We start from the raw sequence: 13,077 nt of genomic DNA, 5'->3' as shown, positions 1-13,077 counted from the left end.
ATCAAATACTGAACGAAGACCCACACCCGCAGGTGCTTGTCGCGTTCGGGTTGGTCACCACAAAGCGCGATCCTTCCAGACCTTCAGTGTAATCCACCGAACCACCAACCAGATACTGCAGGCTCATCGGGTCAACCACCAGCGCGACGCCCTGCTTCTCGATGGTCATATCGCCTTCGTTCACCTGGTCGTCAAAGGTGAAACCATACTGGAAGCCGCTGCAGCCACCACCGGTAATATAAACACGGAGTTTCAGTTCCGGATTGTCTTCATCGGCAATCAGGACTTTCACTTTTTTGGCTGCTGCTTCGGTAAATTCGAGCGGTACAGCTACTACGTCATCACTCATCTTATGCTCCCATGAATACTGCATACTGCTATTGGGTAAAAATCACCCAATTCTTTTTTTCATTATCTAATACCCTGGTAATTCATTCAAGTATTCTGCGTTGAGGCCCGTTCAGCCTCCTGTTTCGCCAGGGTCCGTGCAAGAATGGTGGAGTATAGCGGTTTTCCACCCAGGAATTGGGCTAATAGTGTCGCGCCGAGACAGGTAATGATCATTGGCAAAATGAGCTGGTAATTGTCCGTCATCTCAAGCACCAGCACGATCCCGGTCAAGGGTGCACGCAGGGACGCGGCGAGCAGCGCCCCCATTCCAGCGATGGCAAACGTCCCGGCTTCAAGATGATAGGCCGGGAACCCCGCAGCCGCCGCCATGCCAAAAGCGGTTCCCAGCAGCGTGCCCAGCGCCAGCATCGGGGCAAAAATGCCTCCAGGCGCGCCGGAGGAGAAGCAGAGTACGGTAGTGATCACCCGCGAGATGAACATAAACAGCAAAAGACCAATGCTAAAATTTCCCGCCGCCGCAATAGGGATAAGTCCAAAGCCGCCACCTGCCGCGTTGGGTTCGATAAAGCCCAGCACACCGCACATGCCGCCGAGCAGCCCCCCCACCAGCACCCACTTGGTCGTGTTGCCACCGTGGATCCGCTGGAACATGTCCTGAGCACGTAAAATAAGGCTGTTAAACAGCGGGCCAACAATGCCAAAAATCATGCCGAGGATCAGATACAGCCACAACGTATTGACCGGCGCATTGGTTAGCTTCCCAACCTCGATGACCGCCCCTTCGCCATTGAAAAGGCGAAAGACAATGCTCGACATGATCACCCCGGTAAACACCGCTTTTATCGAGATCAGGTTATAGCGAAACTGAGCGCGCATCTCTTCGATAATAAACAAGATCCCCGCCAGCGGGGCATTAAACGCGGCGGAAAGCCCCGCGGCGGCACCGGTTGCCAGCAACGTATGGCGGGCTTCAGCACTGCGCATCCTGAACAGATCGCTGACCATACGGCCAACATTACCGCCCAGTTGTACGGTCGGCCCTTCGCGCCCGAGCACCATTCCCGCACCAAGCGTCCCCAACCCGCCGATAAACTTCACGGGAAGCACGCGCCACCAGCGGACCGGACGCAGCTCTTCGAGCGCCCCTTCTATTTCCGGGATCCCAGAACCGCCCGCTTCCGGGGCAAATTTTCGCACCAGAAAATAGCCCACCGTTGCGAGCAGTGCAGATAAACCAAACGCCAGGATCCAGACCAGCCATTCGCGATCGGCGTAACCCGCAACGGTGCCAATACGCCAGTTAAGCACGCCATTGACGGCCTTTTCGAACGCGACGCCCACCAGCCCCGCCAACGTTCCCACCACGGCAGCGCCCAGCAGAATCGCCAGCGGCGTCTTGTCGCGGTTGAGCAGTCGTCGGATGCTGATACGGTGTCGCGCGCGCGCAAACTGTTGCTCTTCAAATGAGGGTGAATCTGATTTCATTGCCTGTTCTTTTCGTCATACAAATCGCCGTCAGGATTTTACCAGAGACCGCCCCACCGTCTCCTGAAAATTACTTAACAAATCTTAAAGCATTGCCCGGGTAAAAATTTCATAACCATCCCCGAATCACTTAGAATAGTGTGCTTAATCATTTTATACGAACCAGGAACGACGCCATGAGCAAGTCTGAAAACCTCTACAGTGCAGCCCGCGAGCTTATTCCGGGTGGCGTGAACTCACCTGTGCGCGCCTTTACCGGCGTGGGCGGCACGCCGCTGTTTATCGAACGTGCCGACGGCGCGTATCTGTATGATGTCGATGGCAAAGCCTATATCGATTATGTCGGCTCCTGGGGCCCGATGGTGCTGGGGCACAACCATCCAACCATTCGTAACGCTGTGATTGAAGCGGCTCAGCGCGGCCTGAGCTTTGGTGCGCCAACCGAAATGGAAGTCAAAATGGCGGAGCTGGTGACCGAACTGGTGCCGACCATGGACATGGTACGTATGGTGAACTCCGGTACCGAAGCCACCATGAGCGCCATTCGCCTGGCGCGTGGTTTTACCGGTCGCGATAAAATCATCAAATTCGAAGGTTGCTACCACGGCCACGCCGACTGTCTGCTGGTGAAAGCGGGCTCTGGCGCGCTGACGCTCGGCCAGCCAAACTCGCCGGGCGTACCGGCCGATTTCGCGAAGCACACCCTGACCTGCACCTACAACGATCTGGCTACCGTTCGCGCGGCGTTCGAGCAGTATCCGCAGGAGATCGCCTGCATCATCGTTGAGCCGGTTGCGGGCAACATGAACTGCATCCCACCGCAGCCTGACTTCCTGCCGGGCCTGCGTGCCCTGTGCGACGAGTTTGGCGCGCTGCTGATCATCGATGAAGTGATGACCGGCTTCCGCGTGGCGCTGGCGGGTGCCCAGTCTTACTACGGCGTTGAGCCAGACCTGACCTGCCTCGGCAAAATCATCGGCGGCGGCATGCCGGTCGGGGCATTCGGTGGTCGTAAAGACGTGATGGAAGCGCTGGCACCAACCGGTCCGGTTTACCAGGCGGGAACGCTCTCTGGCAACCCCATCGCGATGTCAGCCGGTTTCGCCTGCCTGACCGAGGTGGCTCAGCCAGGTATTCACGAAACCCTGACCGACCTGACCACGCAGCTGGCAAACGGTCTGCTGGAAGCGGCAGAAGAGGCCGGTATCCCTCTTGTCGTCAACCACGTGGGCGGGATGTTCGGGATTTTCTTCACCGAGGCAAAAACCGTGACCTGCTATCAGGACGTGGTGAAGTGCGACGTTGAACGCTTCAAGCGCTTCTTCCACCTGATGCTGGACGAAGGTGTATACCTGGCACCGTCAGCGTTTGAAGCGGGCTTTATGTCCGTGGCGCACAGCGAGGAAGATATCAATAACACCATCGACGCGGCGCGTAAGGTGTTTGCGAAGCTGTAAGTCGCCTGCAAATCGCCCGGTGGCGCTGCGCTTACCGGGCCTACGGGTTGGCGGTTCTCCCTCAGCCCCGAAGGAGAGGGTCGGGGTGAGGGCATCAGGCCGCACCTGACTACCGGCTCTGCTTTCTCAACAGATAAATAAAGTACGGCGCACCGATAAAGGTCGACAGCAGACCCGCGGGGATCTGATACGGGAACAGCACCATTCTTCCGCACCAGTCCGCGAACACCAGCATCACCCCGCCCGTCAGGGCCGACATTACGATATGCGGCATCGTCCGGCGGAAGCCCATCATTCTGGCAATATGCGGCGCCATTAACCCCACAAAACTCAGCGGTCCAATCGTCATGGTTGCCGTCGCCGTCAGGCATGCCGCCAGCAGCAGCAGAGCTACGCGCGCTGGCGTCAGCGCCATCCCCACCGCACGCGCGGTTTCACCGCCGAGCGGCAGAATGGTCATCCAGCGACGACACAGCGGAACAAGCGACAGCAGCGCGATCATGACCATCCCGGACCAGACAACCTGACTGCCGGTGGCATTGTAGGTTGAACCAGAAATCCAGGTCAGGATCTTCGCCATACGCGGATCGCCGCTTGCCTGCAGCATCATCAACAGCATCGTAAAGGCGGTGCTCAGCGCCATCCCGGCCAACAGCATGCGGTGAGGTGAAAACCCGCCGCGACCGGCAGCAATCAGGATAATCATCAGCGTGACCGCCGCACCGATACTTCCGGCAGGCAGTAACCAGCCAAACGCATTGCCCGGCACGAAGAACAGCATCAGCACCACGCCAAACGCCGCGCCAGAACTGATACCCAATACTTCCGGGCTAGCCATCGGGTTGCCGGTGAGACGTTGAATAATGCACCCCGCTACCGCCAGCATCACGCCTGCGATCAGCGCAGCGAAGATACGTGGCCAGCGCCACTGCAGCAGTTCGTGTAGTAAGTCGCCCGTTGCCCAGTGCCAGCCCGAGGCATCGCGTCCGAAGGAGAGTGCCGCGAACGAGGCGATAACCAGCACCGCCAGTCCCGCAAGGCTAAACCACAGGACCGATTGCCGCTCAGCATGAACCTTATCACCCGCATCCATGGCAGGCGCGCTCATGCTGCGCAGGCGCGGCAGCAGCCACAGCAGCAGCGGCGCACCGACGAGTGCGGTCACCGACCCGGTAGAGACTTCCATCCAGACTCGCGCCAGCCAAAGAATGATTTGATCGGAAAGCCAGAGGATCAGCGCACCAATCAGCGGCGCCAGCATCAGACGCGTCAGCAAACGACGCGCCCCGAGCATTTTCGCCAGCAGCGGCGCAAACAGGCCGATAAACCCGATGATGCCGACCGCGTTCACCAGCAAAGCACTTAGCACAATAGCCAGCGCCAGCGCACCCAGGCGGGCCAGCGACAGGGCAAGCCCCAGGTTGCGCGCCACGCCGTCGTCCAGCCCCATCAGGGTCAGCGGACGTAGCAGCAGCAACGTCAGCACCACGCCGCCAATCAACTGTGGCCACAGGCGCTGCACGATGCTCCAGTCGGTCTGGGTGAGCGTCCCGGTACTCCACATGAACATGCTTTGCAGTTGGTCGTGATGGAACAGTACCAGCAGCTGGTTGATTGCCCCGCAGTAGAGGCTGACCACCAGACCCGCGAGGATCAGCGTGACCGGCGAAAGACGTTTCCCCCAGGCCACGCCAAAGACCAGCGCGCCCACCACGCATGCCCCCGCAAGTGCTGCAAATTGCGAGGTTAATGCTCCCGGTAGCGCCCACAGCGTGGTAATGGTGATCCCAAGCTGCGCACCGGTGGCAACCCCCAGCGTGGTCGGTTCGGCCAGCGGATTACGTAAAACCTGCTGGAACAGCACGCCCACCAGCCCTAAACCAGCGCCGACTAAAAGGGAGACTGCCAGACGCGGCAGCAGGCTGTAGTGGAACAGCATTTGCTGAATACTGTCGATATCCGGCGCGGCAAAGGCAGCGCCCCACTGTTCGCGCGGTAACGCGGTCGAGAGGTTGAACCAGGTTAACGCCAGCGCGACAAGGCAAAGCAGCGCCAGCAGAAGCGCCGGGAAACGGGCAATACGCGTACTCATGCCTTGCCTCCCATCGCGTTGTCCAGCACGCGAGCAAAATGCATCGCCGACAGCGTCGCGCCGTAGAACCACACCGCTGGCGCGCGCAGGAAACGTTTCTCGCGTACGAACGGCATCGCCTGCCAGAGCGGGGTCGCCATCAGGGTTTGCATTTCGCGCTCGTTGCCGTGATCGAAACACAGCACGTCCACATCGCGAAATGCCGCCAGGCGATCAATGCCGACGGCGGTACTGCCCCAGAAGGTCATCTCCCCTTCCCAGGCGTTGCGAATACCGAAGCTGTCAAGCACTTCCTGGAACAGGCAGTTATTACCAAAGACCAGCATATGCCGGGCATCCAGCAGCGTCACCATCAGTAAAGGACGGTTGCCCCGGTGAGCAAAGCGCGGCTTCAGTGAGTCAATCAGGGCATCAAATTCATCGAGGTGTTTTTTAGCTTCCGCCTCGCGGTTGAGGAAATGCGCCATCTCGTTAATGGAGTTTTTTGCCATAGCCAGCGGTTTTTTACCGTCGCTGAAAGAGAATCCGCGTCCCGGCGCAATGCGCGCCATGGTCTCTTCTGACGGACCATAGCCCGCTGACCAGAACAGGAACGACGGTTTCATCTGGGTAAGCAGTTCGAGGTTTGGCTCCGTTCGCAGGCCGATGTCAATGACGGAATCCGGCAGCTTCGGCTCGTTCACCCAGAGGTTATAGTTAGGAATGTCCGCCACACCATACGGCGTGACGCCGAGCGCCATCATCAGCTCGACCGGCAGCCATTCCAGCGCCACAATCCGATGGGGATCTATCGAGGCGGCACGGGCAGTATTCATTTTTAACAGCAGCGGTGACAGCGCCATCGCCATCAGCAGGCGACGACGGCTCATTGAGATTGAATCCAGCATCAGAAGACGAAGCTCACCGGTGCAGCCCCGGCTGGGTGAGGCAAAATCCCCATCGGAATACCGTAAATGGTTTCCAGCGTTTCGCTACGCATCAGCTCAGACGGCGTTCCCTGAGCGATCATCTCTCCGCCGCGTAAGGCCACAAGGTAATCGCAGTAGCGCGCTGCCATGTTGATATCATGCAGCACTGCAATCACCGTCAGCCCACGCTGCTGGCTTAAACGATGCACCAGCGCCAGAACGTCGACCTGGTGGGCAATATCCAGCGCAGAGGTCGGTTCGTCGAGCAGCAGGCAACGGCTGTCCTGCGCCACCAGCATCGCAATCCATGCACGCTGACGCTCACCGCCGGACAGGCTATCCACCAGACGGTGCGCGAGCGGCTTTAATCCTACCAGCGCAATCGCCTCTTCCACTTTCTCTCTGTCGGCCACGCCGAAGCGACCAAGCGCCCCATGCCACGGATAACGACCAATCGCCACCAGCTCACGCACCGTCATCCCTTCTGCCTGCGGTAACTGCTGCGGCAGATACGCCACTTTGCGGGCAAAGGCCTTGCTGTTCCAGCTCTCCAGCGGCTGGCCGTCCAGCAGAATATCGCCTTCCGACGGCGGCTGGTGGCGTCCAAGCATCTTAAGCAACGTGGACTTACCAGAGCCATTGTGACCAATCAGGCCAGTGACTTTCCCGGCAGGAAAGGTCAGTGAGAGCGGATGCAGCAGGGTACGTCCGGGTACGCGAAAGGAGAGATTACTGAGCGAAAAGGTGGTGTCGGATTGCGTTTGATTATCCTGCATATCAGCCAACTTAAATAAAAAGGGCACGGCGAACCGTGCCCGAAGAGAGATTAGAAGCGGAAGGTCGCGGTGGCAACAACCTGACGTTCAGCACCCCAGAAGCAACCGTAGGTGTTAAAGCAGCTGGCAACGTACTCGCGATCGAACAGGTTGTTCACGTGAAGCGCGACGTTAGAGCCTGCCATCCCCACGCGCGCCAGATCGTATCGGACCAGGGCATCAACCAGGGTGTAGCTGCCCACCGTGAAGGTGTTCGCCGGATCGCCTTTGCTGGAGCCAGTGTAACGCACGCCGGTACCCAGCGTCAGGCCAGACAGCGGGCCATCAAACATCGTGTAATCACCCCAGACTGAAGCCATGTGCTTAGGTACCTGCGCTGGGGTGTTGCCTTTGTAGTTGGTATCCGTGGTGTATTCTGCATCGGTATAGGTATAAGAACCGACAACGTTCACGCTCGCAGACAGGGCCGCTTTCGCTTCCAGTTCAACACCACGCGCACGGATTTCGCCGCCTTCAACCGAGAAGAATGAGCCCGCAGGGTCAGCCATCAGGTTGTTGGTTTTGGTCAGCTGATATACCGCACCAGTAATGACGATCGGACGATCGTTCGGCACATATTTCACGCCCGCTTCGTACTGCTTACCTTTAGACGGTGCAAAGACGTTGCCGTTCGCACCGGTCTGAGAAGCCGGTTCAAACGACTCGCTGTAGCTAAAGTACGGGGTGACCCCATTATCAAACAGGTAGTTAACACCGCCACGCCAGGTGAACTGAGTGTCATCACGCTCGGAGGTGGTATTCAACACACGGTTGTAAGACTCCTGATCGGCCCAGTCATAACGACCGCCCAGCGTCACCAGCACTTTATCCCACTCGATCTGATCCTGAGCATAAATACCGGTCTGCTTTTGCTTGTTCAGCACCTGATAAGCGCCTGACGGTCCAGGATGAGAACCGAAATCGAAGTCGCTACGATCGAGGTTATAGATATCAGATGGAGGAACGGAGCCGGCATAGCCAAACCACGAGTCGATGTCATTACGCATGCGCATAAAATCTACGCCAGTCAGCAGAGTATGATCGACAGAACCCGTCGCGAACTTGCTCTGCAACTGCGTGTCAACAGTGAAGTTTTCCAGCTTCTCGTTATCAATTACATACTGGCGAGTCAGCGTATGTCCCCACTGCGACTGAGGAACGCTCGCGCAAGGACTGGATGCAGGATTACTCGAATAGAGCGGATCGGAGCACATGCCGTAGCCGTAAACGCTGTTTTGCGAGGTTTTATTCTGCGCATAACGCAGGTTCTGGCGCACGGTAAAGGTATCGTTGAATTCGTGGTCGACGCTGTATCCCACCATTTTCTGGTTACGGGAATAGGTGTTGTTCTTCGCGCCTTCGTTGAAGTCTGTCGGCAGACGATCGCCGTTTGGCAGCGGATCAACCGTCCCCTCTTTTGGCAGCCAGCCGTAGTAGCCCGTTTCAGGCTCGTTCTGGAAGTAAGAGAGGAACGTGAAGGTAGTTTTGTCATCCGGACGCCAGGAGAACGATGGCGCGATAGCATAACGCTGCTCGCCTTTACCCTCCTGCTGCGAATTGTTCGAACGTGCAACACCCGTCAGGCGGTACGAGTAAACGCCGTCATCATCGATTGCATCGCTAAAGTCAAAGCCGGTCTGGAACAGGCTATCGGTACCCACTTTGAACTGGATCTCTTTCAGCGGCTCGGTTGTAGGGCGCTTACTTACCATATTTAGCAGGCCGCCAGGGCTGCTTTTTCCGTACAGAACGGAAACCGGACCACGCATGATCTCGGCGCGTTCCAGCATGTAAGGGTCAATTACCGCGTCGTTATAGAAGTTGCCCTGCATCTTCATGCCGTCGAGGTAGTTGTTCTGGCTCTGGCCATCGGCCGCAAAGCCGCGAATCACCAAATAGTCATAGGTGTTTGACGCACCGCGCGTACCTACCGCAACGCCCGGCGTGTAGCTCAGGGCTTCTTTCACGGACTTAGGCTGATGCAGCGCCATTTCCTCAGCGGTGACCACAGAAATAGACTGTGGAACCTTCTGAATTGGGGTATCTGTTTTGGTCCCGGTCGCTGATTGCCTCGCTGCGATGGTTGCAGCAGGTCCCCAGGCACTTTCCTGTGCAGCCGGTGCGGCAGTAACGGTAATGGTTTCTTCTTTTTTCGGGGTTTCGGCGGCCTGTGCGTAAGTGGACATGCCGGCAACCGCTGTGGCTACGACAACCGCGATTTTACGCAGCGACGTGTTAATTGGCTGAGCAGTATTGGAAAGCGCCATGATGGTTCTCTGATGAAAGAGTGAATGATAACGTAAACGAGAATTATTATTATGACCGCAGAATAATATGCGAAACGCTGGCTGCATAGCAAGCAGTAAGCGCCCCTACAAGATTTAAGGGTTTAAGAATTAACCAGATGAAAAGAGGGGGTTAATGAGGTTAGAGAAATGATCGTTAAAGCCCGCCAGGGCGGGCAGGATGGTTCAGCGGTAAAAGACCTCAAACGTGGCGACAGAATCGACTTTTCCGGCTTTTACCTCCCCCGTTTTGATGTAGCGGGCTTTGAGGGGAATGTCGACAGGAACCTTGTCCTGCGTGCTGGTTATCGCCGTGTAGTTCCGATCAAACTGCAGCACGGTATTATTCTGGTCGAGGATCTGAATGCCAACGCCCTCGGCGGCAGAGTCTCCGCTGGCGATGCCCAAAATATTGCCGTTCGTTACGCCCGTCGAGCCCGCGCTGGTGAACTGATAATCAACCTTCGTCCCCGCCGCGCAGTCGGTGATTTCAATCTTAAAGCTACCGTCAGTGAGTACGTCGGAGTATTGGCCGGTAAAATCCTGCGTATTGACCGTTCTTAGCGGCACATAGATGTTCCGGTCGACCAGATTACAGGTATTGGTCGTAATGTGGACGCTGGAAGGAGAAAAGCGCATTTCACCGATCGCCGCATTGCCCAGGATGTCCATTGACGTTAATCGCGACGTATCCAAATCCCCCTCCTGGATATCGCCCGTCACGACCAGCTGTGCAGCGGCGCGAAACGTCGATGTGCTCTGCGAAGAGCCGTGTATCGATCCCAGATAGTGCATGGGCCGGACAATATCCTCTTCATTGTAACCGGGAAAACGTTCGCTCGACGCAGCCGCGCGGATGCCAATACCCGGCACGTTGGTCTGATAAACCCCGGGCATCACATCTTCGCGTGCATCGATATCCGTGAGGTACAGATACCCTCGCCGAACTTGCGCATCACCGCTACAATCCACCGTCACCGCTTTACTCTCAACGCTGGCGTCATAAATGATGGTGCCGACGGGCGTGTCGGGCGCAACAACGATGACCGGAGGAAGTTGAAACGTCACAACGGCGTCTACGTCAGAACTGCCGTTAAAGGTGCAGTCTGCCCGGGCTGGATGGATAAAAGCCCCCGTCAGCACGAGCAGAACGGGTAAAAGAAATGTGTTGACTGAACGACGTAGATGCATGAAATACCTCTGTTAATGGCAGTTGACCGTAGCTTTCACGATCCCTGACGGGCTCTGCGTGGAAATGTCCAGCGTCCCCTGACACTGCCGATCGCGCTCATCTCCCCACTGCACGCTAAACGTTGTTTTGTCGGACAGCCCCGTGAGGTAAACCTCACCGTCATCCCCGACGATGGCGGAGGTACTCTCCAGCGCCACCACAGCACCAAACGGAACGGGCTTACCCGCATAGCGCAAGGTCACCAGCGCGCGTCGTCCAACGCGAGCATCGAAGGTTGCGCTCAGCGCAGCGCCTTTTGTCGGTACGAGATCCAGCGCTGCCGCGTCGATATCAATATCTTCCCGATCCTGGGTATTGACCGTGATGATGTTGTGCCGATAGGCGCTCAGGGAGGGAACAATCGCGTTACCAAAACGGTCAGTAGAAATGCCTCGCCCATTTTGCACTTTGACGTTATCGCCACCCTTAATGTGCACAATGGCGAATGCATCGCGGACAGGTTGCCCCAGCGTTACGCCATGCCCGTGGGCAACGATCGAGCCCTGGGCGCTGTAGTTCACCTGTCGGTTATCCCCCCCATAGCTGTACCCCATCCCGACTTCACCGGCCGATCCACGGTAACGCCCGGAGAGGCTGCCGCCATAGCCGGTATCGTGACTGGCATAGGTCTGCTGCAGGTTATAGCTCAGGTTATTGTTCTCAAGCGCCGTACCGCCAAGCCCCACCTGGTGCGATACATAGCCACCGCTGGCAGTGTTGACGCTGTAGGTTGCCCAGGAATCCGCTATCCAGTGAGAGAAAGGAATGTTGACCATCAACGCCATTTGCCTGTCGGTATCGGCATCCGGCGTGCGGGTCAGGCCGTAACTCATCGACCAGGTAATACCGCGCCAGCTGGAGCTGAGTCCCGCGCTGACGCTTCGCTCCTGGCCATCCATATTCCAGTAATCCTGCTGATAACCGTTGAGATAAGCCGACCCCCAGTCGGAAATACGCTGAGAAAGATTGACCTGCATACGGCTTCGACGATTGTTGGTGCGCCGATAGGTATAAATACCGTCGTCGATCTCGTTGTCTCGCTGATCGATAGCTTCCTGGAACGTATAAAACCCCGAGGTGGAATAGCGGTAGCTGGCAAGCGTGACGGTGGTGTCGGTATCCGGAATATCTTTTGAATACTGCGCTCGCCATGACAACCCGCCAGCGTCGTCGCGTCCGTCATCAAACGTGGTCCTGGCAGCGGTAACATCCATTGATGCCGAACCGAAGCGTCCAAGATCGGCCCCCAGCCCCGCCAGCAACGCGTGATACAGCGAGGCCCCGAGCGCGCCGGTATAGGCCGTCACACCATAAGGCAGGCCATAAATGGCCGTACCTTGCATAAAGGTTGGCTCTTCCTCACCCTCATTACCGCGATAGCGTCCTGCCGCCAGCGAATACTTAAACGCACCTTCTCGCTGCAGCACCGGCACCGATGCGCTGGCCTGAATGAAGCTGTGTTCGCTACCGTCGGCCTCTTCCACCGTCACTTCCAGATCCGCACCGGAGGTCACCTGGCTCAAATCGCGGATCTCAAAAGGGCCCGGCGAGACGTTACTCTGGTAAATCGTATAACCGTTTTGCTTGACGGTGACCTTCGCATCGCTGTTCGCAATGCCGCGCACAACGGGAGCAAACCCCTGCTGGCTTGTGGGTAACATAGTGGTGTCCGTTTCCAGCTTTACGCCGGTCATCTGGACGCTGTCGAAAAGCTCGCCGCTGGTGTACGTCTGGCCAATTTCAAGCTGGCTTTGCAGCGTTTTAATGTCACGTTGCACAGTGCTGGCGATGCTCTGCCAACCCGCGCTGTTATTCCATGTACTGTTATTTCGCAGCCGCCACGCGCCAAGGTTAATCCCTGAGTCCAGGCCAAGCCACGTGGAGGATGTTTTGCCAGCGTCGTAGTGCTGCTGAGAGCCGCTAAATTGATAGCTCGTCCAGGCTGCGGGGGCTCCGTCATCCCAGAATTTTGGATTGATTGCACCGGCAACGGCCCGATCGCGGTAGATCTGGGGAATAACCAGCTTCAGAGTTTGATTATCCTGGTCGTAATCGTATCGGGCGCCCGCAATGAAATGGGAGATGTCGTCGATTGTCGCCGCATCGTCCAGATCGCTCATATCCGGGATCGTGTCGACTTTCACGCCCAACTCACGCAGATCGGCTTTGGTCAGCTGCGGTAACAGGCGCTGTTTATCCTCCGAGATCACCCAGCTTATCGTGCGCTTATCGACAACGTCGCGATCCCACATAATGGTCGTCAGGTATTGCCCCGGCAGTAAACCATTATCGTTAATGAAGGTTTTCAGCGTGGAGGTGTTTTCCAGCGGGGTGTCCATCTCGAGGATGCGCAGATTGAACTCGTCATCAGCACTTGCAGGCTGGATGAGGGTTAGCAACGCTAACGCGATCCCATTCAGAACCTGTTTGTAGAGTGGAGATGACGGCATAAC

The 13,077-nt window shown here is 57.1% G+C and carries 9 protein-coding genes; 1 reads left to right on the top strand and 8 read right to left on the bottom strand.

Going from position 1 to position 13,077, the window contains the following annotated elements; translation table 11 throughout:
* Nucleotide 1: 1 nt before the first annotated feature.
* Both erpA and clcA read right to left on the bottom strand, forming a co-directional pair.
* A complete protein-coding gene (gene erpA, locus N2K86_RS03875; RefSeq protein ID WP_010426752.1) occupies nt 2-349 on the bottom strand; it encodes an iron-sulfur cluster insertion protein ErpA in 348 nt (115 codons plus the stop codon).
* An 86-nt stretch (nt 350-435) separates the two neighbouring features.
* A complete protein-coding gene (gene clcA, locus N2K86_RS03870) occupies nt 436-1,836 on the bottom strand; it encodes a H(+)/Cl(-) exchange transporter ClcA (RefSeq protein ID WP_260660542.1) in 1,401 nt (466 codons plus the stop codon).
* 176 nt (nt 1,837-2,012) lie between these two features.
* Here clcA and hemL point away from each other — a divergent pair, with 176 nt between their 5' ends.
* Nucleotides 2,013-3,293 (top strand): glutamate-1-semialdehyde 2,1-aminomutase, encoded by a 1,281-nt coding sequence (gene hemL / locus N2K86_RS03865; RefSeq protein WP_260660541.1) that lies wholly within the window; start codon nt 2,013-2,015, stop codon nt 3,291-3,293.
* 109 nt (nt 3,294-3,402) lie between these two features.
* On the opposite strand, the gene fhuB is transcribed toward hemL, so the two are convergent.
* The 6 genes from fhuB to N2K86_RS03835 all read right to left on the bottom strand — a co-directional run bounded on the left by fhuB (nt 3,403) and on the right by N2K86_RS03835 (nt 13,074).
* Entirely contained in the window at nt 3,403-5,385 is a 1,983-nt protein-coding gene (gene fhuB, locus N2K86_RS03860; protein WP_260660540.1) for a Fe(3+)-hydroxamate ABC transporter permease FhuB, read from the bottom strand.
* Nucleotides 5,382-6,272, bottom strand: coding sequence for a Fe(3+)-hydroxamate ABC transporter substrate-binding protein FhuD (fhuD, locus tag N2K86_RS03855; RefSeq protein WP_260660539.1), 891 nt, complete (start codon nt 6,270-6,272; stop codon nt 5,382-5,384). Before fhuD ends, fhuB begins: the two co-directional genes overlap by 4 nt.
* Nucleotides 6,272-7,069, bottom strand: a complete 798-nt coding sequence (gene fhuC, locus N2K86_RS03850) for a Fe3+-hydroxamate ABC transporter ATP-binding protein FhuC (protein ID WP_260660538.1) — start codon at nt 7,067-7,069, stop codon at nt 6,272-6,274. The genes fhuD and fhuC overlap by 1 nt, the downstream gene beginning before the upstream one ends.
* A gap of 50 nt (nt 7,070-7,119) precedes the next feature.
* Nucleotides 7,120-9,375, bottom strand: coding sequence for a ferrichrome porin FhuA (fhuA, locus tag N2K86_RS03845; protein ID WP_260660537.1), 2,256 nt, complete (start codon nt 9,373-9,375; stop codon nt 7,120-7,122).
* 204 nt (nt 9,376-9,579) lie between these two features.
* The gene (locus tag N2K86_RS03840; protein WP_260660536.1) at nt 9,580-10,584 is read right to left on the bottom strand and encodes a fimbrial protein; all 1,005 of its coding nucleotides are present in this window, start codon (nt 10,582-10,584) and stop codon (nt 9,580-9,582) included.
* Nucleotides 10,585-10,596: 12 nt separating this feature from the next.
* The gene (locus N2K86_RS03835) at nt 10,597-13,074 is read right to left on the bottom strand and encodes a fimbria/pilus outer membrane usher protein (RefSeq protein ID WP_260660535.1); all 2,478 of its coding nucleotides are present in this window, start codon (nt 13,072-13,074) and stop codon (nt 10,597-10,599) included.
* Nucleotides 13,075-13,077: the final 3 nt, after the last annotated feature.

It is taken from the genome of Enterobacter mori (genome assembly GCF_025244905.1).
Classification (GTDB): domain Bacteria; phylum Pseudomonadota; class Gammaproteobacteria; order Enterobacterales; family Enterobacteriaceae; genus Enterobacter; species Enterobacter mori_A.
Note: the sequence above shows the minus strand (reverse complement) of the source record. Positions and strands in the feature narration are given on the sequence as shown.

What these genes read in the sequence shown, in the direction of transcription:
- erpA (WP_010426752.1), bottom strand. Translation starts at nt 349, where the DNA reads ATGAGTGATGACGTAGTAGCTGTACCGCTCGAATTTACCGAAGCAGCA.
- clcA (WP_260660542.1), bottom strand. Translation starts at nt 1,836, where the DNA reads ATGAAATCAGATTCACCCTCATTTGAAGAGCAACAGTTTGCGCGCGCG.
- hemL (WP_260660541.1), top strand. Translation starts at nt 2,013, where the DNA reads ATGAGCAAGTCTGAAAACCTCTACAGTGCAGCCCGCGAGCTTATTCCG.
- fhuB (WP_260660540.1), bottom strand. Translation starts at nt 5,385, where the DNA reads ATGAGTACGCGTATTGCCCGTTTCCCGGCGCTTCTGCTGGCGCTGCTT.
- fhuD (WP_260660539.1), bottom strand. Translation starts at nt 6,272, where the DNA reads ATGCTGGATTCAATCTCAATGAGCCGTCGTCGCCTGCTGATGGCGATG.
- fhuC (WP_260660538.1), bottom strand. Translation starts at nt 7,069, where the DNA reads ATGCAGGATAATCAAACGCAATCCGACACCACCTTTTCGCTCAGTAAT.
- fhuA (WP_260660537.1), bottom strand. Translation starts at nt 9,375, where the DNA reads ATGGCGCTTTCCAATACTGCTCAGCCAATTAACACGTCGCTGCGTAAA.
- N2K86_RS03840 (WP_260660536.1), bottom strand. Translation starts at nt 10,584, where the DNA reads ATGCATCTACGTCGTTCAGTCAACACATTTCTTTTACCCGTTCTGCTC.
- N2K86_RS03835 (WP_260660535.1), bottom strand. Translation starts at nt 13,074, where the DNA reads ATGCCGTCATCTCCACTCTACAAACAGGTTCTGAATGGGATCGCGTTA.